Below are 21,017 nucleotides of genomic sequence, written 5' to 3' on the forward strand. Positions count from 1 at the left end.
TCTCAGCAATGTTTGATGAAGAGTGACACTTGACGTAGAACAAGGTATTTTTACGTCGCTATACGCTATTGAGTCGCAATACTGGCATCTTAGAAGCACTAAGCTAGCATCAGAGAACTGGCATCATACAAGCAACAGTACTGGTTTTTATCTTAAAATTTTAGCGAAGCTTGCATACTTCGCCTGGAAAACAACACATGAGTAGTACATCGACACATAAACCTCGGCCTATGGTTGACCTGTTAGTGAGCATCGCCATACCTGCTTTTATTCTAATGAAGCTAAGTGGTGAAGATCAGCTCGGGGCGAGTGGTGGATTAATGGTGGCGTTAAGCTTTCCGCTGGGGTGGGGCATATTTGAGCTAATAAAGTATAAGAAGTTTAATTTTATTGCCTTGCTTGGATTAGCCAATGTGCTGTTAACCGGTGGCATTGGTTTACTGGAACTTGACCTTAAGTGGTTGGCAATCAAAGAGGCCGCTATTCCAGCCGCTATCGGCATTGCAGTACTTATTTCGACCTTTACCTCTAAGCCACTAATTAAAGCCATTGTATTTAATCCAGCGGTAATGGACGTTGACAAGATCATTAAGCGACTGCAACAGAACAATTGTGTGGCGGCATTTGAACAGCGATTGATGAAGGCCACCTATTTGGTTGCGGGCTCGTTTGCGTTCTCAGCCACCATGAATTACATATTGGCTAAATGGATAGTGACTAGCCCAACGGGTACCCCTGAGTTTAATGAACAGTTGGGAGAGTTGACCCTATACAGTTACCCCATGATAGCCTTGCCTTCTATGGTGATGATGATGGGAATATTTTATTACCTATGGCGCACTATCCATGATTTAACTGGGCTTAAGCTGGAAGAGGTTTTGGCCAATCAGTAATAATTGTGTCAGGTTGCGCCTGACTTACGCTTTACAGCGATAAGCAATCAAGCTGCGCTTGATAAAGGTCGTGGGATTCCATCCCACACCAGGGCAAGGAGGACTGCTCGTCCTTATCCTCCTTGCATCCACCATGACGCCCCGACGAAGTTACATGCATTAGATACGGGCCTCATGCTCCAATAAAAATTGCCTAACGGCTCAGATGGGACATCTATGTCCCCCCGAGCCTGAACCATCATCCATGATGGCTCTACGGCATTTTCATCTACGCACTTCGGCAACTCCGATGGGGAACTGGTGTTTTCTGTGAGTCTGAAGATTCGTTTGGCTTCTTCAAGAAATGGCTGTTCAGCGTAGAAGCTAGTAGAGATTACTCAGACTTCTTTTATTTGAAACTTATGCTGCAGATTCACGCAAAATACGTAATTGCTTCATGCGAATAATGACAACAGTTTTTGATACGTTAAATCGTTTCATTAATGACACTGAAATAGAGTTCATAGCTGATACATTGCAACTTTGTCCGTCAACAAATAGTAAACCAAACCCACGATCTACAATTCCTCGCTTTTCAGTTTCTGCTAGAAAAGCTTTAATAAATGCTCGCCTTGGCAATAGAAGGCATGCTGCAAATTGGTTAGCTTGCCACTCCATCCGCATGACATCCTTTAATATAATATCGGTACGATCCACACTGACAAGGTGGGAGTCTAAACAGTTTTCACCAACCATAAACTCAGAGTGTTTGAGGAATAGGTGCCCTAGTTCATGGGCGACTGTAAATCTAGTCCTTGATTCAGTTTCACATTGCTTGTTGTCAATATTTATAACACCATCTTCAAAGTTTACACATCCTAGGACACCAAGCTCTAAGCTTACACCCAACTTAACTTTCACAGTATGCTGTTCGAAAGCATACTGTTGTAGATCTTCTACGGATACTGGTCCGGAAAAATACTTAATACCTTTTAGTACATCTGCGCACAGATCCTCTATGACATCAACTTCAAGGTATTTTACGAGTGAGTGTTTTTTTGGGGGAGTGGTCTTAATGCGAGTATCAATATTCTGATGATCTCTAGGTTCATTTTGCAAAATGAGGTTAGATATTAATTGATGAGTTGAAGTTGTATAAGCTCCGCTCGAGTAGCAGTAGAAATCGAAGCCTTTGCTTTTATACTCTTGTTCAAGCAAGCCTTCTGATACTGTTAATCGCTCTGTAACGCTTTCGCTTCTGCCCTTTATGAGGGATGGTGAACGATTTAATATCCATTCACGTTTATCTGGATTGAAGTACCGCAACAAGCCTATACCCTTAGACCTAGCAAATTTGAAAGCTCCGTCTTGGTATGAGTTAGTTGAGGCTATGATGCCTTTAATATTTGCTCCTGAAATTTGTTGGGCTTTGGCATAAAACTCTTCTACATCATCAACAGGCACTCGGTGATTGTAATTCTTGCATTCAATCAACACTAATACGGAGTATTCTTTCTGCCCAGGCTGGTAGATTTCAATAGACACGTCGAAGGTAATATTTTTTTCTCGATCTTTAGAGTAATAACCTTTTTTAGTGAATATTTTGCAGCAGTCTTTACGCGCCCAAAATCGATCATTTTTAATATCATCGGAGAAGATATCGAAGATAGTTTTTTCTAGCTTATCGCCTTTATCGACAGTATTCATCTATGTACCATTTGAGCTTAAAGTTTAATATGCCTAAGTGCCTTTTACGTATGGTAGAGGTAAAAGAGTGTACGGTATTATTGATTACAACTCGAATAATAACAATGTGTTAAATATGGTGGCGGCAATAATGTCTAATTCTCTTTGAGCGGAAACTTTTTTGCATGAAAGTGAATTACTAAACTTACAGAAAACACCTATTCCCCATCGGAGTTGCCGAGGTCATTGAAGAAAATCGCGTGAGCGAGGCATGGAAGCCGAGATAGCCTTAGGTGAGCCATGGACGGCGAATATGAGGCGATAGCGATTTTCGAAAATGACAGAGGATCAACAACTTCGTAAGGGCGGCTCGGGTGATGCAAGAGGGGGAAGCTGTTGCCCCCCTTTTGCCCGAGTGTGAGCTGGAAGCTCACGACCTTTATCAAGCGAAGCTTGATATGTGGCAGGGCCACGACTTTAGTTGTTAGACGCAGTCTAACTTGAGACTTCATCTAGGCCGTAAGGCCTCACCCCCACTAGACTGTGGTTTCAACAAGATTCTTATCAGAACCCTGATACTTCTAAAACAACTGTTTAATATCATAGGGGCGCCGATGTTATAGCTAAAAGTCTACGAAGAAGATGTAGCTGACTTGAATATTATTCAGGCTAATTAAAAAAGTCGTGTGCTAGGTTTAGTGCTTACTAATTTAATGTTAAGGATAAATGGAATTATGCTTAAACTAATATTTGCTGTTCTTTTCCTATTTGTTAGCGGTGGGGCGAATGCATACCCTCCCTGTTTTGATGAGCCTTGTATCAGCTATGACAAAGAAACTGTTAGTTATCAAATTGACGATACGCTTGCCGATGGCACACCAGTTAAAATCTCGAGTGAAATAGAAGTGAGCTTTAAAGTGAGCCAGTATCGGGGAGAAATTGTCAATCAACCCACCTTGGCGAAACCAATAGATACCACAATTACGATTGTCTGTGAGGATGATGTTGACTGCGACTCTATGGATGGTTTAAACCGTCACGCAGGTGAGAGGCTTATATTTTATAACGATTACCTAAGAGAGAAGCCTTTCCTCGACTTAGTCGCGGCGAATCACTTTGTTTATCAAGCTGGAAAAACGGCGTTATTTACGACTACTAATTCACTTAGCACAAGTCGAAGAGAGCTTCTAAGCTCTCTGGCGAAAAATTTTGTGGATAATTTGATTACCCAAGCAGGGTCTCCAATCGTTTACATCCAGTTGAAAGGTGAGAACGGATTAGTACTGCATTTAAAATTAGAGCTAAGTAATGACTACTGGAAAATTGCTGATACGGCTGAAGAAGGGCTACGAAATGAGCTTAATCAACTTACAATTCAGTTTAATCAGAGTGAATATGAAGCATTTTATGCGAACCGCCCATGGAGAGAACATTTTCTATCAGGACTGATAAGAATGAAACGCTGCAGAGAAACAACTGTCACTTCAACGGTTGTGGACTCTGACGGTATCCCGACTCGAGTGACTCGTACGGTTACGTCCTGTTGGTATGAATACCGGTAACAGATACTCTTTGCCTTCCTCAATAATACTCGTGAACTGTGTGTTCATGGGTATTATTCGTTGTAGTTCATTCACCTGAGTTAAATATGCTTAAAAAATAAAACGAAAGCTATCGTTCAATAACTGCTGATAACCCCATTAATACCAATTCATTATCAGAACTCTGATAGCTCAACAGCAACAGCTATATATAGCTAAAAGTCTACGAAGAAGATGTAGCCGACTTGAATATTATTCAGGCTAATTAAAAAAGTTGTGTGCTAGGTTTAGTGCTTACTAATTTAACGTTAAGGATAAATGGAATTATGCTTAAACTGATATTTACTCTTCTTTTCCTATTTTTTAGCGGGGTTGTGAATGCATACCCTCCCTGTTTTGATGAGCCTTGTATCAGCTATGACAAAGGAACTGTTAGTTATCATATTGACGATACGCTTGCCGATGGCACACCAGTTAAAATATCGAGTGAAATAGAAGTGAGCTTTAAAGTGAGCCAGTATCGGGGAGAAATTGTCAATCAACCCACCTTGGCGAAACCAATAGATACCACAATTACGATTGTCTGTGAGGATGATGTTGACTGCGACTCTATGGATGGTTTAAACCGTCATGCAGGTGAGAGACTTATATTTTATAACGATTACCTAAGAGAGAAGCCTTTCCTCGACTTAGTCGCGGCAAATCACTTTGTTTATCAAGCTGGAAAAACGGCGTTATTTACGACTACTAATTCACTTAGCACAAGTCGAAGAGAGCTTCTTAGCTCTCTGGCGAAAAATTTTGTGGATAATTTGATTACCCAAGCAGGGTCTCCAATCGTTTACATCGAGTTGAAAGGTGAGAATGGATTAGTACTGCATTTAAAATTAGAGCTAAGTAATGACTACTGGAAAATCGTTGATACCGTTGAAGAAGGGCTACGTAATGAGCTTAATCAACTAACAATTTATTTCAATCAGAGTGAATATGAGGCATTTTCTAATAATCGTGCTTGGGGAGAGCATTTTCTATATGGGGGAATAAGAGTAAAAACGTGTGAGAAAACAAGCGTGACTTCAACGATTGTGAATCCAGACGGTAGCCCATCTCGAGTAACACGCACAGTGACTTCCTGTTGGTATGAATACAGGTAATTAGGTACTCTTAGCCTTCCTTAATAACACTTATGAACTGGGCATTCATGGGTGTTATTAGTTGTAGTTCGTTAACCTGTGTTAGCTAAGCTGCTGAAGTATTTTTAAAATAAATAAAACGAAAGCTATCGTTCAATAGCACCAGCTAACCCCATTAAAACAAGTTCCTTATCGGAACTCTGATACTTCAAAAACAACTGCGCAATATCATTGGGCGCATCTGCAATGACAGAGACCCCATGTTGTGAATAAAACTCTTCCAAATGCGCTAGCGCAAAGATGTAAGTGCTACCGTCACTAATTACGGGTGAAAGTTCTCGCATCAACCGATGCCCAACACCTTGGCCGCGATAATCGGGATGGACTAACATGCCGGTTAAAATCGCTAACTGGCCGATGGGCCGAATACGGGCACTGGCTACTATCTCAGAGCAACTGATTGCAGAGGAAGTGATTTCAATACCATTAGCCGAAGTCGAGCCGGTTTGCGTCAAAACGCAGATAGACTCTTTGTGCAACAAGCGTGCGTAGGGCATATGTTGGCGATAGAACTTCTTTACCTCGATACGCTCATTTGGGGCTAACCAAGTTAATTGCACTGTTTTGTCCTGTCTTGAGTCATAGCACTGAATATCTGTTTTACATTCTAGCAGTGCAGAGATGATGGGAAAGCTGGCAGTGTATCGTTTAACTTAGTATTTGCAATTATTAGCAATGCTGACTAACTCACTGCGGGTATTGATCCCAAGCTTTGCGTAGATGCGATAGAGGTGGTTTGATACCGTCGATGGGGATAGCGCTAACTTACGGGCTATCTGTTTGAAGGTTCCCCCTTTGCAAATCTCTGCAACGATCTGCCTCTCTCTTGCCGTGAGCTCGTCGAGCTGATTCTTTACTCGTAGGGAGATCCGATAGAGATCGCCCATTCGAGTCTGGTCAAACTGAAGCTCACCTTCGGTAAATTGATGAGCTTGCGCCGCGATGGGAAATGGAAATTTCTGAACTGCCGGTGTTTGCAGATGAGCCTCTAAGGTGTCCAGAAAACTCGAGTCGACACAATGGTAGATACCTTCACAATCGCAGATGGCGCTGCAGTGAACACTTGGGTTTTCATCCTGCTCACAAAGGGCTAGCAGTTGTCGATGAGAAGCTGCGCTGAGCAGGTGATAGAGTAATCGATTCTGAATACTTTTTTCCTCTGCGCTGAAGCCCTCTTCTCGGTTGTAACGATACAGAGTGAGCAGGGTAAAAATGCCACTTCGCTCATCAATATGCAGAGAACTTAATATTCGCTCAATTCCAAATGGCTTAAAACAGTTGTGATAAAGGGTGGAGTCATAGAACTGCTCATCCGGGAATACATCTCGCATGTCTACGGCGCCTCCTTGCGTTGAAAAGAGCGTTTCAAAGATGGGGTTGATGGCTAGGTTCGCTTGCAACTGGTCAAAAATATCAGTTGAGATATTGATGGCAGTCTGAGTGTGGAATGCTTTGGTAGAGATATGTCCCGTTCCCCAGATAGCGCCATCAAAATGGAGTACCTGCCGCAGAAAGTTTAATGTCCACACGGGGAATTCCTCGAGCGATACTCGTGGCGACTCCCGATAGAGTCGACTGATAAAGTTGTCGGGAGGAACTCTTTGCATATTTAACCCATTAGGTAATTTTTACTATGGCCAGAAGGTGTTATTCATAACAGTATAAATATCATTCATATGCTAACAGCTGGTAATGGAATGAGACAAGCTGAGAATCATCAATGCGATACCGTCATCGCCGGAGCTGGCGTTGCTGGTCTAGTCACCGCGCTTGAATTACTCAAGCATGGGCAGACGGTCTATCTTGTCGACCGTGATACGGCAGAGAGGATCGGTGGCCTCGCCCGCTGGGCTTTTGGGGGGATGGCCTTGTGCGGAACTCGGCAGCAGAGGCGGATGAAGATCCCCGATGACTCGGCTCTTCTGCTTCGGGATTGGCATAGTTTTGCCGATTTTGCCAAAGAGGATCTCTGGCCTAAGGCTTGGGCAAAAGAGTATGCCGAACATAATAATGAAAAGGTCTATCAGTGGCTAACTCGCTTAGGTCTCAAGTTTCTGCCTGCAGTCAACTGGGTGGAGCGAGGGCTGTTCGTTCCAGGTAATTCAGTGCCTCGCTACCATGTGCTGTGGGGAACGGGTAAGACGCTAGTCGAGACCGTAATGGCTAAGTTGACCCCCTATGTCAGAACGGGAAAGCTTAATATTCTTCATCGTCACAAGGTTGTGCGCCCTACTACCGATAGGGGAACCGTCATCGGCGTCGAAGTTAAAAATGAACAGAGTCAGGCTGTGTTTTTGATCAATGCTGCTCATGTTGTCATTGCCTGTGGTGGCATCAATGGCAGCAGCGAAAGGGTAAAGCAGAATTGGAAGCTCCCCTGTGAGCAGGTGGCCGAGGCACCATTTAATGGCGCTAATCCTATTTCAGATGGCCAGCTTCATGACGAGATAGAGGCCCAAGGCGGCAAGGTGACTCACATCGATAAGATGTGGAACTATGCGGCTGGAATCGCCCACCCTCAGGCAGAGTTTGAGGGGCATGGTTTAAGCTTGATCCCCTGTAAATCGGCCCTTTGGCTCGATCACCTTGGAAAGCGGATCGGTCCACAACCTCTGGTTACCGGGTTTGACACCAACTATCTGTGTCAGCAGCTTGCGGGGCTGAGTAAGCCTTGGACCTGGCAGGTACTGAATTGGGACGTAGCCGCAAAAGAGCTGGCGGTGTCAGGCTCAGAGCATAACCCCTCTATTAGAGATAAAAAAATATTCAGCTTTTTGAAAGAGATATTTTTCGGTAATCATAGGTTAGTGGAAGAGTTAGTACAGCAATCTGCAGATGTACTCTGCGCCGATACACTCGACGAACTGACGGATAAGATGAACGCTCTGGCTAAGAAAAACTATATTAATGGTGCCGATTTAGCGCAAGAGATCGCGCTGTACGATCGGCGAGCGGCCGATGTAAGGTTGCATAATGATGAGCAGCTAAGACGTATTAATCATACCAGACAATGGAAACCCGATAGGTTACGAACCCGTAAGCCCGGACCAATATTATCGTCTGGAATGGCAAAGAGAGATAAGCTGATTGCCATCAGACTCAAGCTGATCAGTCGAAAGAGCCTAGGCGGACTGCAAACTAACTTATCTAGCCAAGTATTGGATGTGCAGGGTAAACCTATTGGCGGCTTATATTGTGTTGGTGAGGCGGCGGGTTTTGGTGGTGGCGGCGCCAACGGTGCTCGCTCTTTGGAGGGGACATTTTTATCCGCTTGTATCTTAACTGCCCGCAATGCGGCGACTGCTATTGTTGGCAGTCATAGCTAGCCATAAATAACGAAAAATAAAAAAAGAAATCTAAGGAGAGCACATTGAAAAGGACTGCAGCTTGGCTGACACGTTACGCCCTAGAGCAACTGAATATTAAGCATACCTTCGGCATTCCCGGTGTGCATAACACTGAAATTTATGATGAGTTGGCTCAGTCGGATAGCATCGAACCCATATTGGTGACCCATGAGGGGCATGGTGCCTTTATGGCCGATGCCGTCACCAGAAGTAGTGATAGCATGGGAACCTTACTTATTGTTCCTGCCGCTGGAGCCACCCACGCGGCCAGCGGCATTGCAGAAGCGTCGTTAGATGGCATTGCTATGCTAGTCATAAGTGGCGGCGTGAGAACCGATTCGAAATTTTCCTATCAACTTCATGATATGGATCAGCACAAAATGCTCGAAGCGATCACCAAAAAAACCTTCAAAGTCACTCGACATCAAGATGTGGTCGCTACACTTTTTGAGGCGTACGATCTTGCCAATGATGGCGAACCCGGCCCTGTTTTTGTCGAGATCCCGGTGAATCTTCAGCTCGACAGGGGCGAGATCTCAGACTTACCTATGTATAAAGCGCCGATAAAGTCATTGGCTCATGCAATCGATGCTCAATTAGCACAAGCGGTAGCGTTATTAGCGAATGCTAAAAGCCCCGCCATATTTGTGGGCTGGGGCGGCGTCGAGGCGAGTGATTGCACCGAACAGATCGCCGATTTACTTCACTCTCCTGTTGCGACAACACTGCAGGGGCTCAGTGCCTTCTCAGCAAAGCATCCGCTTCATACCGGAATGGGATTTGGCCCCGCGGCAGTGCCCGCTGCGACCAATGCCTTTAAAGAGTGTGATTGTCTGCTTGCCATCGGCACCCGTTTTGCTGAGATAGCAACAGGAAGCTTTGGGGTGATCGTGCCGGAAAACCTAATCCACATCGATATTAACCCGAACGTGTTTAATGCCAATTACCCTGCTAAAGTCGCCATAGAGGGAGATGCTGGCGCTGTTTTAGCCGCGCTATTGCAGATGCTCCAACAAACAAAGATCAGAGATAAAGATGCCAAAGCCATTAAACAGGCCATCAAGCGCGATAAGCAGAGTTATATTGATGAGTGGCTAGCTCACGACAGTGGTGACAGAGTTAATCCTGCCGTTTTCTTTCAACATCTTAGGCGGTCACTCGATGACGATGCCTTAGTGATCGCCGATGACGGAAATCATACCTTTTTAACCGCGGAGCTGATGCCCTGTTATCGGGCGAAACACTTTTTTAGCCCTACAGATTTTAACTGCATGGGCTATGCGATCCCGGCGGTTATCGGTGCTAAGCTTGCCAACCCTGAGAAACAGGTGGTTGGCATCATCGGTGACGGAGCATTTATGATGACTCAATCCGAGCTGTTTAGTGCCTCCTCTCTTGGTATTGGCGCTATCTTTACCATCTTTAACGATGGTGAGCTTGCTCAGATCTCGCAGGCGCAAAAAGTGCCTTACAATGCCGCAACCTGTACTGTCCTTCCCGAGTTTAAATTTAAGGCGTTAGTCGAGGCGACTGGTTGTCGCTACATTCGGCTACAGAACAATGACGAGGTGGCTGAACAGATATCCAAGGCCGTACTCTTAAGCGAGCAAGGAATACCTGTGGTGCTGGATGTCAATATCGATTACAGCAAGAAGACCCGCTTTACCAAAGGGATCATCTCAACCAATCTAAAGCGAATGAATTTGCCGACCAAAGTCAGGATGATCAGCAGGGCACTTTGGCGAAGAATTTAAAGCCCCATCCATGGTAAATCGTCATAAGTGTTCCAGACACAAAAAAACCGCCCTTGGGCGGTTTTTTTATTAGCGCTGAATAAACAGCGCTGAGTTAATCAATGAAGATTAAATACCAGCGTCAGCGCGTAGCACTTCAACTTTGTCTGTCGCTTCCCATGGGAACTCTTCACGACCGAAGTGACCGTATGCTGCAGTCGCTTGGTAGATTGGGCGAGCTAGGTTTAACATCTCTGTTAGACCGTATGGACGTAGGTCGAAGTGACGACGTACTAGGTCAATCAATAGCTCTTCGCCAACTTTAGCCGTGCCAAATGTTTCGATGCTGATTGACGTTGGCTCTGCCACACCAATTGCGTAAGACACTTGGATCTCACAACGGTCAGCTAGACCGGCTGCAACGATGTTCTTAGCAACGTAACGTGCTGCGTATGCTGCACTACGGTCAACTTTTGATGGGTCTTTACCAGAGAAAGCACCACCACCGTGACGTGCCATACCGCCGTATGTGTCAACGATAATCTTACGACCCGTTAGACCACAATCGCCTACTGGGCCACCGATAACAAAACGGCCAGTTGGGTTGATGAAGTATTTAGTGTCTTTAGATAACCACTTAGCCGGTAATACTGGCTTGATGATGGTTTCCATTACACCTTCAATCAGATCTGACTGGCTTACGCTGTCACAATGCTGAGTTGAAAGTACCACTGCGTCGATACCCGCAATGCTGCCATCTGGGTTATAAGCAAAAGTCACCTGACTCTTCGCATCTGGACGTAACCAAGGAAGTGTCTTGTCTTTACGAACTTCAGACTGACGCTTAACTAGCATGTGCGAATAAGTGATAGGCGCAGGCATTAGCGAGTCGGTTTCATTGTTGGCATAACCAAACATTAGACCTTGGTCACCAGCGCCTTGCTCTTTAGGGTCAGCACGATCAACACCTTGGTTGATGTCTGGAGACTGCTTACCGATAACATTTAGTATCGCACAAGAGTCAGCATCAAAACCCATATCTGAGTGAGTGTAGCCGATGTCACGTACAGTCTTACGGGTGATCTCTTCGATATCAACCCAAGCAGAAGTGGTAACTTCGCCGCCAACCATAACCATGCCAGTTTTAACATAGGTTTCGCATGCTACTCGAGCTTTTGGATCTTGCTCCAAAATTGCGTCTAATACCGCATCAGAAATCTGATCGGCGATTTTATCTGGATGACCTTCTGAGACCGACTCAGAGGTGAACAAGTGCTTTGCCATGATGGAAAATCTCGTCGTTGAACAATTTGAATGTGTAGAAGTATCTACATCTAGACGGCTATTCTAGTGTAAATCTGAGCCGATGACACCCCTTTCACTAAATTTTGTGCAGTCACGCGCGCTATTTATTGAGTAGATGCATGGGTAATGAGTGTTATGGTTTAGATTAGCTATTTGTAAAATAAGGTTATTATCAGGTTTTAAATAATGCTGTTTTCACTAGGGAATGATCAAAATTTACCATTTAAACGCTAGGTAATTGCCGCTACGAGATAAAAAAATAGACTTTAGGCGATAAAAGCAACTATTTGATGAGCTTAAGTTGCTTAACCTTTATTCAACTGCGTTAAAAGCGCTAATATTTTTCATTCAAGGTGAATTAAATTTGCGTCCTACTGCCTAGTAGGCGAAAATATGGCTCCAAAATTTGCTGTAGGGAAGGGAAAAGCAAATACAAACTTGTGGCCCTTTTCTTTATCTAAGCCTCAATACCTCAAAACGAAGCAGGAGAGAGCATGTCATCTCGTAAAGAACTCGCAAACGCAATCCGCGCATTGACCATGGATGCTGTTCAAAAAGCCAATTCAGGTCACCCAGGTGCACCTATGGGGATGGCTGATATTGCTGAAGTGCTCTGGAACGATTTCCTAAAGCACAACCCAAACAACCCTGACTGGGTTGATCGTGACCGCTTTATCCTTTCTAACGGCCACGGCTCTATGCTTATCTACTCTTTGCTGCACCTAACAGGTTACGCATTACCTATCGAAGAGTTAAAAAACTTCCGCCAGCTTCACTCTAAAACACCTGGTCACCCAGAATACGGTTACACACCAGGTGTTGAAACGACAACAGGTCCGTTAGGTGCTGGTATCAGTAACGCTGTTGGTATGGCGATTGCTGAAAAGACATTGGCTGCACAGTTTAACAAGCCAGGTCACGATATTGTTGATCACTTCACATACTGCTTCCTAGGCGATGGCTGTTTGATGGAAGGTATCTCTCACGAAGCCTGTTCTCTAGCGGGTACCCTAGGTCTGGGTAAGCTAGTTGCGTTCTGGGATGACAACGGTATCTCTATCGACGGTCACGTTGAAGGTTGGTTCACTGACGATACGCCTAAGCGTTTTGAATCTTACGGCTGGCATGTTATCGCTAACGTAGATGGTCACGACAGCGACGCTATTCGTGCGGCAATCGAAGCAGCTAAGTCTGTTACAGATAAGCCTACAATGATCTGCTGTAAAACCACGATCGGTTTTGGTTCGCCAAACAAGTCTGGTAGCCACGACTGTCACGGTGCACCACTAGGTGATGCTGAGATTGCTGCTGCACGTGAATTCCTTGGCTGGAACCACGCTGCATTTGAAATCCCTGAAAATGTTTACGCGGGTTGGGATGCTAAAGAAACTGGCGCAGCGCGTGAGTCAAGCTGGAACGATAAGTTCGCAGCTTATGAAGTAGCATTCCCAGAACTAGCTGCTGAATACAAGCGCCGTGTTATCACTGGCGAACTACCTGCTGAGTTTGAAGAGAAAGCACAAGCTTTCGTTCAAGAGTGCCAAGATAAAGCAGAAGGTATTGCTAGCCGTAAAGCATCACAAAATGCGATTGGTGCATTTGGTGCTATCCTACCAGAAATGCTAGGTGGCTCTGCAGATCTAGCCGGTTCTAACCTAACGCTTTGGTCTGGTTCTAAAGGTATTCAAGACGATCCTGCTGGTAACTACATCTATTACGGTGTACGTGAATTCGGCATGAGCGGTATCATGAACGGTGCATCACTGCACGGTGGTTTCATCAACTACGGCGCAACTTTCATGATGTTTATGGAATACGCTCGTAACGCAGTACGTATGTCTGCACTGATGGGCATTCAGAACATCTTCGTTTATACCCATGACTCTATCGGTCAAGGTGAAGATGGTCCGACTCACCAGCCAGTTGAGCAACTTGCAAACCTTCGTATGACACCAAACATGACGGTATGGCGTCCATGTGATGCGGCTGAAACTGCCGTTTCTTGGAAGAATGCGATTGAACGTCGCAATGCGCCAACATCATTGATCTTTAGCCGTCAAAACCTACCTGCACAAGCACGTACTGCAGAGCAGTTAGCTAACGTGGTTAAAGGTGGTTATGTATTAAGTGATTGTGCTGGCACGCCAGACCTAATCCTTATCGCTACTGGCTCTGAAGTTCAGCTAGCCCTTGATTCTGCTGCAGCATTGACTGAGCAAGGTCAGAAGGTTCGCGTAGTATCTATGCCGTCAACTAACGAGTTCGACAAGCAAGATGCGGCTTATAAAGAGTCTGTACTGCCAAGCTGCGTGACTAAGCGTGTTGCAATCGAAGCGGCTCACGTCGATTTCTGGCACAAGTATGTTGGCTTTGGCGGCGCGGTTGTCGGTATGACAACCTTCGGTGAGTCTGCTCCTGGCGGCGACCTGCTGAAGTACTTTGGCTTTACAGTTGAAAACGTTGTAGCAACCGTTAACGGTCTATAATCAACAGCTGTGTTAAGGCTATGATACAACGGCTTACCTAATGAGGTAGGCCGTTGTCGTATCAATAAATGGGCTGTGAAAGGAATAGAAAGCTTACATGATTAGAGTCGCTATTAATGGCTACGGCCGTATTGGTCGATCAATTCTTCGTGCACTGTATGAGTCTGCAAAACGCGATCGCATCCAGATTGTCGCGATTAACGAGTTGGCAAAACCAGAAGCGATGCTTCATTTGACTCAGTACGATACCACCCACGGCCGCTTCCACACTCAAGTTAAGCTAGATAATCAGCATATGATTATTGGTGATGATGCCATTAAACTGCTGCATGAACCTAACCCTGCCAACCTGCCTTGGAAAGAGCTGGATATCGATATCGTTTATGAAGCTACAGGCGTAATTAACGATAGGCAAGAGTGCGAAGCACACCTTAAAGCTGGGGCTAAGCAGGTACTTATTAGTCATCCATCATCAAATGATGTCGATGCCACCATCGTCTATGGTGTGAACCAAGATTTATTAAGAGCCGAACATACCGTTGTGTCGAATGCCTCGTGCACCACCAACTGTATCGTGCCGGTGATCGATGTGCTCGATAGACACTTCGAAGTTAAAAGTGGTGCCATCACCACGATCCACTCTGCGATGAACGATCAGCAGGTGATTGACGCATATCATGACGACCTTCGTCGTACTCGCGCCGCAGGGCAGTCTATAATTCCTGTTGATACTAAGCTTGCCCGTGGTATTGAGCGCATTCTGCCGCATATGAAAAACAAATTTGAGGCAATCTCAGTTCGGGTGCCAACCATCAATGTTACTGCAATCGATCTTTCCGTGACGCTAAATAAGCGCGTCGATATCGAGTTGGTGAACCGGGTACTTAAACAGGCAACCGAGGGCTCGTTCTCAGGTGTTGTCGGCTTTACCAATGAGCCGTTAGTATCGTGCGACTTTAACCACGACCCGCGCTCAAGCATTGTCGATGGCACCCAAACCCGAGTCAGCGATGGTCACTTGGTGAAACTCCTTTTATGGTGCGATAACGAGTGGGGCTTTGCTAACCGTATGTTAGACACTAGCTTAGAGATGATAAAGGCGAAAAGAAGCTCCTAGTTTTTTGTAGGTCGGCATTTATGCCGTCGTTGATAGCTTCATTAATATTGTTAGTGATGCTGTTATTGATAGCGTTGCTGTCGTTATTAATAGCGCAGTTGGTGATGGGCTAAAGCCCAACCTACATAATGTATATCCGGGTGAGGCTGACGATCGAATATGTAGGTCGGCATTTATGCCGTCGTTGATATCGTCATTGATATTGTTAGTGATGCCGTCTTTGAGAGCGTTGCTGTCGTTATTAATAGCGCAGTTGGTGATGGGCTAAAGCCCAACCTACGTAATGTATAGCGCAGTTGATGATGGGCTAAAGCCCAACCTACGTAATGTATAGCGCAGCTGGTGATGGGCTAAAGCCTAACCGACATAATAGAGCATGGTGTTGTGTCCCTGCTGTCTGTTAGCCCGATTGATTGAATTTTTAGCTCGACTTAAATTTTAACTTTAACTTTAACTTTAATTTTAACTTAGATAGTAAGGAAGCATGAAAATGGCGATTCTTAATATGCAAGATCTTGAGCTTCAAGGTAAGCGCGTGCTTATTCGTGAAGATCTAAACGTACCAGTTAAAGATGGCGTGGTTACCAGCGACGCGCGTTTACGCGCATCACTGCCTACCATCAAGCTGGCACTTGAAAAAGGCGCAGCGGTTATGGTGATGTCTCACCTAGGTCGCCCAACAGAAGGCGAGTTCAATGCTGAATTTTCAATGCAGCCAGTGGTTGATTACCTAACAAAAGCACTTGATTGCCCTGTGAGCTTAGCAACGGAATACCTAGACGGCGTTGAAGTTGCCGTTGGCGAAGTGGTTGTGTTTGAAAACGTGCGCTTTAACGTGGGCGAAAAGAAGAACGACGAAGCACTTGCTAAGAAGATGGCTGCACTGTGTGACGTATACGTGATGGATGCATTCGGTACTGCGCACCGCGCTCAAGCGTCAACTCACGGCGTGGGTCTACACGCGCCAATCGCATGTGCTGGCCCATTGTTAGCAGGTGAGCTTGCTGCACTTGGTAAAGCACTTGATAACCCAGCGCGCCCAATGGTGGCAATTGTCGGTGGTTCAAAAGTATCAACTAAGCTAACGGTACTTGAAAGCCTTTCAACTAAAGTTGACCAACTTGTTGTTGGTGGTGGTATTGCTAACACTTTCGTTGCTGCTGCTGGTCACCAAGTCGGTAAGTCACTTTATGAAGCTGACCTGATTGAAGAAGCTAAGCGCCTTGTTGCTAACGCGCAAAGCCGTGGTGGTGATATTCCAGTACCAACTGATGTGGTAGTCGCAAGCGAGTTCAGCCCTACAGCGACTGCGACGCTAAAAGATGTTAGCACAGTATCTGACACTGATATGATTTTTGATATCGGTCCTGATAGCGCTGAAGCCCTTGCTGAGATCATCAAAAATGCCGGTACGGTTGTATGGAACGGCCCAGTTGGTGTATTTGAATTTGATCAGTTTGGTGAAGGCACTAAGCGTATTGCTCAGGCGATTGCCGAGTCAAACGCCTTCTCTATCGCGGGTGGTGGTGACACATTAGCTGCGGTTGATAAGTATGGTATCGCCGATAAAGTGTCTTATATCTCAACAGGTGGCGGCGCTTTCCTTGAGTTTTTAGAGGGCAAAGAGCTTCCTGCTGTAGCAATGCTCGAGAGTCGTGGACAGTAATCGATGGGATCTGCTGTTAATTGATACGAATCGATGAACAGTTACCAAAAAATTACCAAACTGTATGTTGGCGGCCTTTAAATCGTACTATGCTACGGTTACACTAGCCGCCAATAATTTAGCGATAACGCTTACGATAGAAAGCGTTATCGCAGCTGTGAAAACAGATTTAGAAAACTGTTTATAAGCGTCTTATATAGAAACTGTTTACAACAGCTGTTTATAACAATAAGAAAAATAATCAAAAGTAACCGCTTTAGGGTTAGCCAGCTTAGAACTGGAAACGTTAGAGCATAAAAATCCATCCAAACGATAGTGACCTTGGTGAGGCGACTCACCCTATTATTGGAGTAAAAAATGGCCTTAATTTCCCTACGTCAAATGTTAGATCACGCAGCAGAGCATGGATATGGCGTTCCTGCGTTTAACGTGAATAACCTTGAGCAGATGCGCGCTATTATGCAGGCAGCTGAAGCAACTGACAGCCCTGTAATCGTTCAGGCATCTGCTGGTGCACGTAAGTATGCGCGTCCGCAGTTCCTTAAGTACCTAATGGCCGCTGCACTTGAGCAGTATCCAGATATCCCTGTCTGTATTCACCAAGATCACGGCACCGATCCAGATATCTGTCAGCGTTCTATTCAGTTAGGCATGTCTTCAGTAATGATGGACGGCTCTTTGATGGCTGATGGTAAGACGCCTGCATCATACGAATACAACGTAGACGTGACTCGCCGTACTGTAGCCTTTGCTCACGCATGTGGTGTGTCTGTAGAAGGTGAAATTGGCTGTCTAGGTAGTCTCGAGACGGGTATGGCTGGTGAAGAAGATGGTGTTGGCGCAGAAGGTATTTTGAGCCACGATCAACTACTGACGACTCCAGAAGAAGCGGCTCGTTTCGTTGCTGATACTCACGTTGATGCACTAGCTATTGCTATCGGTACTAGCCACGGTGCTTACAAGTTCAGCCGTAAGCCTACCGGTGACGTGCTACGAATCGATCGTATCAAAGAGATCCACGCGCGTATTCCTAACACTCACCTAGTTATGCATGGTTCGTCTTCTGTGCCACAAGAGTGGCTTGAGATCATCAACCAGTATGGTGGTGCGATTCCAGAAACTTACGGTGTGCCATTAGAAGAGATCGTTGAAGGTATCAAGCACGGTGTACGCAAAGTGAACATCGATACCGATCTACGCCTAGCATCGACAGGCGCAGTGCGTAAGTTCCTTGCTGAAAACCCATCTGAATTTGACCCGCGTAAATTCTTGAAGGCGTCAATGGAAGCGATGGCTGATATCTGTACTACACGTTACGAAGCCTTCGGTTGTGCCGGCATGGCGTCTAAGATCAAGCCTAAGTCACTACAAGCTATGTATAAAGCTTACCAGTCAGGCGAGCTTGACCCACAGATCAAGTAAGTATGAGCCGACATTGATCGAGTAAGAACGATAAAAAATACCTGCCAACGTGCAGGTATTTTTTTGCCTGAAACTCTTTAATCCATTGCGCACAAATGCTGGATATCCCTATAAATATAAGTTACTTGTATCTGGTATTTTCAATTATTTAACTGAAATGTTAATATTGCGCCGATTTTTAGGGAATTGGGTGAATGGAGTACGAATAATATGAAAAGAATACTTACAGTTATGGCAGTGGTAATGGCTGCTCCTTTTGCTGCGCAAGCCGGTGCTGACTTTGTCGAAGGTGATAAGACTTTTGCTGGCGAAGCTGAACTTGGTGCTACATTAACCACGGGTAACACAGAAACCTCGTCGGTGAAAGGCCGTTTAAACATGCTACAAGAGCTGGGGAATTGGGAAAACCAATATCTGCTTGAAGCCTTATATAAAGAAGATACAGGCGAAGTTACCGCTAAACGTTATTACGGTGGCATTCAGGGTGACTATCAGTTCGATGAAAAGAACTATATCTATATCACCGGCAACTATGAAGTCGATCCTTTCACTGGTTATGATTATAAAGCTGTTGTTTCTTCAGGTTACGGTCATAAGTTCATCGACAGCGGGGATATGTTTCTAAGTGCCGAAGTGGGTCCTGGTTATATTTATAAGAAGCTAGATGACGAGCAATCGGCCCTGCTTGGTTTTGACAACGAAGATAGCGTCGTTGCCCACGGTGCGGTTAACTTTACCTATGAGTTCAGCGAAAGCTCAAAGTTCACTCAACTCTTCGTTGCTGACTATGGCGATAGTTTAGAGGGGCGTTCTGAGTCGGCGATTACTGCCAATATCATCGGTGCTCTAGCAATGAAGTTTGCGGTTATTGTTCGTTATAATAATAAACCGTTAGATGATAAAGAGAGTACAGATACAGAGACAAACATGACTCTGTTATACGCTTTCTAAATATATTGACAAAAATACAGTATGGATAGTTTGAAATTGTTCAGTCACCTATCCATTTGTAAAATGTTGTAAAGAAAAGGTGTCGCTTAGATGCCTTTTTGTTTTTTTACCGGTGTTGTTTTGAGCGGTTGCACATAAAATAAAGTTAATGTATTAACTCGCTCGCCACCTTGGTATCAAGGTGTAACAATGTTTTTGTAAATCATAATAAAATTAGTGTGCTAGACCTCACGAAAGCTAAATCCATTGCCAGTTTCAAGGGATTTTGTCACGGACTCCCAGCGTGAATGCCAGTAAACTATTTGGCAGTGATTAAGTCCGAGTTATTAACGTGTATATAGGTCCATACCGATTTGACGTAGAGCTAAAAGAGTTGATTCATATTGACTCCGAAAAAGCTTCAGCGTTTAAATTATCTAACATTGAATTTTCTGTACTCGAACAGTTGCAGGCGTGCAGAGGGCAGGTTGTATCTATCGAATCAATCCGCGATAAATTTTTGCCGACGGTAGTGACTCATCACGATATCTCCAGAGCGGTACAAAATATTAAGCGCTTTCTCGGTGCTGAGCACGCTTCATGGATAGAGGCGATTGCTAAGCAAGGCTATCTGTTGCATATCAGTTCCCAAAAAAAGCCAATGCTGAATCGTGCACTGCATTCGGCTTCACTTAAGAACTACCTAATGTGCCTTATTCTTGGGATCTTTTTACTTGTTTTTTTGGTCGTGAATCTTGCAACCACCTCTGATATCCGTTTATCTGTGCCGGATAAGATCCAGATTAAAGCTAGCGAATCGATATTAGTTCCTATTTATAATTCTGATAAAGATAGAGAAGACTATCAGAGCCGAGTTAAAGAGTTTGGCTTATTGCTGGGACAGTGTGAAGTGGTAAAGTGGCAGCGCATCTATCTCGCTCCTTCAAGTGATGGAAACCAGTTGCAGTTTGTTATGAACAATATTGCCGATGATGGCAAAGCATGTAGAAATTTAAAAGTAACTAATGTGGCTAAAGATTGGCATTTTATTGATTTAGCCTGGCTAAAAGAGGCTGGGATTTGTGAATAAATTTATGAAGGAGAATACTTTTTTAGGCTTTAAGACGACGCCAATGTTAGCAACGCTAACTTTTATATGTGGTTTATGCTTGTTTCTTGAGCATACGGTTGATCCTGATATGAACTCGACGCTAACCTGTTACTCTGATACTTACCGTGTAGGAGAGGGCTTTAAAAACAATCAACAACTGGTGCTGAAAAATACCGGAAATGGTGTTGAGGTGGCTTTGAACTTTTTCAAAGGAGAAAAGTTAATCCATAAACTTATGGCCGTAGGGACAGTTAAAAAAGTTAAGGACTCGATTCTGAGCTATGAAGTCAGTTTGGCTAGTGAGCAACACCTAAGAGGGGTATTACAAGCTGAGAGTGAGTCGTCGTTGCAAGATGCGATTAGATTTTCTGAACTCGTGTTAGGCGATGGTAAGAGTGATAAGTTCTTAATTAAGGTACTGGAGATGAATAAAGCTAGCAACGTCGTGACAGTGCAAGTGCAGCCTGGTAACGGTCTGTGGGCTTGTAAAATTAATAAAACCAAGTTCAGTTAGGTAGCCATAAAGCTTATAGCTTATCCGCAAGTCCTAAAATATAGGTTAGACTAGAAAGAGTTAGTTAACCTTATCCACATCGTTGTGGTTCTCT

General features: G+C 44.7%; 16 protein-coding genes. 12 read left to right on the forward strand and 4 right to left on the reverse strand.

What is annotated here, in order from left to right; translation table 11 throughout:
- Nucleotides 1–197 precede the first annotated feature (197 nt).
- The gene (locus SHAL_RS04270) at nt 198–893 is read left to right on the forward strand and encodes a VC0807 family protein (protein ID WP_012275962.1); all 696 of its coding nucleotides are present in this window, start codon (nt 198–200) and stop codon (nt 891–893) included.
- Between the two features lie 399 nt (nt 894–1,292).
- On the opposite strand, the gene SHAL_RS04275 is transcribed toward SHAL_RS04270, so the two are convergent.
- Nucleotides 1,293–2,579 (reverse strand): ImmA/IrrE family metallo-endopeptidase, encoded by a 1,287-nt coding sequence (locus SHAL_RS04275; protein WP_012275963.1) that lies wholly within the window; start codon nt 2,577–2,579, stop codon nt 1,293–1,295.
- Between the two features lie 713 nt (nt 2,580–3,292).
- On the opposite strand from SHAL_RS04275, the gene SHAL_RS04280 reads away from it, so the two are divergent.
- Nucleotides 3,293–4,120 (forward strand): hypothetical protein, encoded by an 828-nt coding sequence (locus SHAL_RS04280; RefSeq protein WP_012275964.1) that lies wholly within the window; start codon nt 3,293–3,295, stop codon nt 4,118–4,120.
- Between the two features lie 305 nt (nt 4,121–4,425).
- On the forward strand, nt 4,426–5,253 hold the full coding sequence (locus SHAL_RS04285; RefSeq protein WP_012275965.1) for a hypothetical protein: 828 nt from the start codon (nt 4,426–4,428) through the stop codon (nt 5,251–5,253).
- Nucleotides 5,254–5,378: 125 nt separating this feature from the next.
- On the opposite strand, the gene SHAL_RS04290 is transcribed toward SHAL_RS04285, so the two are convergent.
- Nucleotides 5,379–5,852: a GNAT family N-acetyltransferase gene (locus SHAL_RS04290; RefSeq protein ID WP_012275966.1), complete on the reverse strand. Its 474-nt coding sequence runs from the start codon at nt 5,850–5,852 to the stop codon at nt 5,379–5,381.
- A gap of 93 nt (nt 5,853–5,945) precedes the next feature.
- Nucleotides 5,946–6,899, reverse strand: coding sequence for a response regulator transcription factor (locus tag SHAL_RS04295; protein WP_012275967.1), 954 nt, complete (start codon nt 6,897–6,899; stop codon nt 5,946–5,948).
- A 90-nt stretch (nt 6,900–6,989) separates the two neighbouring features.
- On the opposite strand from SHAL_RS04295, the gene SHAL_RS04300 reads away from it, so the two are divergent.
- On the forward strand, nt 6,990–8,618 hold the full coding sequence (locus tag SHAL_RS04300; RefSeq protein ID WP_041416251.1) for an FAD-dependent oxidoreductase: 1,629 nt from the start codon (nt 6,990–6,992) through the stop codon (nt 8,616–8,618).
- A 44-nt stretch (nt 8,619–8,662) separates the two neighbouring features.
- Nucleotides 8,663–10,393 carry a thiamine pyrophosphate-binding protein gene (locus tag SHAL_RS04305; RefSeq protein WP_012275969.1) on the forward strand — a complete coding sequence of 577 codons (1,731 nt, stop codon included), beginning with the start codon at nt 8,663–8,665 and terminating at the stop codon, nt 10,391–10,393.
- A 108-nt stretch (nt 10,394–10,501) separates the two neighbouring features.
- Here the strand turns inward: SHAL_RS04305 and metK are convergent, their stop codons facing one another.
- Nucleotides 10,502–11,656, reverse strand: a complete 1,155-nt coding sequence (gene metK / locus SHAL_RS04310; RefSeq protein ID WP_012275970.1) for a methionine adenosyltransferase — start codon at nt 11,654–11,656, stop codon at nt 10,502–10,504.
- 515 nt (nt 11,657–12,171) lie between these two features.
- Here metK and tkt point away from each other — a divergent pair.
- The 7 genes from tkt (at nt 12,172) to SHAL_RS04345 (ending at nt 20,923) form a co-directional block, all read left to right on the forward strand.
- Nucleotides 12,172–14,163: a transketolase gene (tkt, locus tag SHAL_RS04315; protein ID WP_012275971.1), complete on the forward strand. Its 1,992-nt coding sequence runs from the start codon at nt 12,172–12,174 to the stop codon at nt 14,161–14,163.
- Nucleotides 14,164–14,260: 97 nt separating this feature from the next.
- Nucleotides 14,261–15,280, forward strand: a complete 1,020-nt coding sequence (epd, locus tag SHAL_RS04320) for an erythrose-4-phosphate dehydrogenase (RefSeq protein WP_012275972.1) — start codon at nt 14,261–14,263, stop codon at nt 15,278–15,280.
- A gap of 490 nt (nt 15,281–15,770) precedes the next feature.
- Nucleotides 15,771–16,946, forward strand: a complete 1,176-nt coding sequence (locus SHAL_RS04325) for a phosphoglycerate kinase (RefSeq protein WP_012275973.1) — start codon at nt 15,771–15,773, stop codon at nt 16,944–16,946.
- 357 nt (nt 16,947–17,303) lie between these two features.
- The gene (gene fba, locus SHAL_RS04330; protein WP_012275974.1) at nt 17,304–18,368 is read left to right on the forward strand and encodes a class II fructose-bisphosphate aldolase; all 1,065 of its coding nucleotides are present in this window, start codon (nt 17,304–17,306) and stop codon (nt 18,366–18,368) included.
- A 210-nt stretch (nt 18,369–18,578) separates the two neighbouring features.
- Nucleotides 18,579–19,319, forward strand: coding sequence for a DUF481 domain-containing protein (locus tag SHAL_RS04335; protein WP_012275975.1), 741 nt, complete (start codon nt 18,579–18,581; stop codon nt 19,317–19,319).
- A 331-nt stretch (nt 19,320–19,650) separates the two neighbouring features.
- Entirely contained in the window at nt 19,651–20,388 is a 738-nt protein-coding gene (locus SHAL_RS04340; protein WP_012275976.1) for a winged helix-turn-helix domain-containing protein, read from the forward strand.
- 4 nt (nt 20,389–20,392) lie between these two features.
- Complete coding sequence (locus SHAL_RS04345; protein WP_012275977.1) at nt 20,393–20,923, forward strand: hypothetical protein; 531 nt, start codon at nt 20,393–20,395, stop codon at nt 20,921–20,923.
- Nucleotides 20,924–21,017: the final 94 nt, after the last annotated feature.

Origin of the sequence: Shewanella halifaxensis HAW-EB4, assembly GCF_000019185.1 — a bacterium.
In the GTDB taxonomy this organism is placed as follows: domain Bacteria; phylum Pseudomonadota; class Gammaproteobacteria; order Enterobacterales; family Shewanellaceae; genus Shewanella; species Shewanella halifaxensis.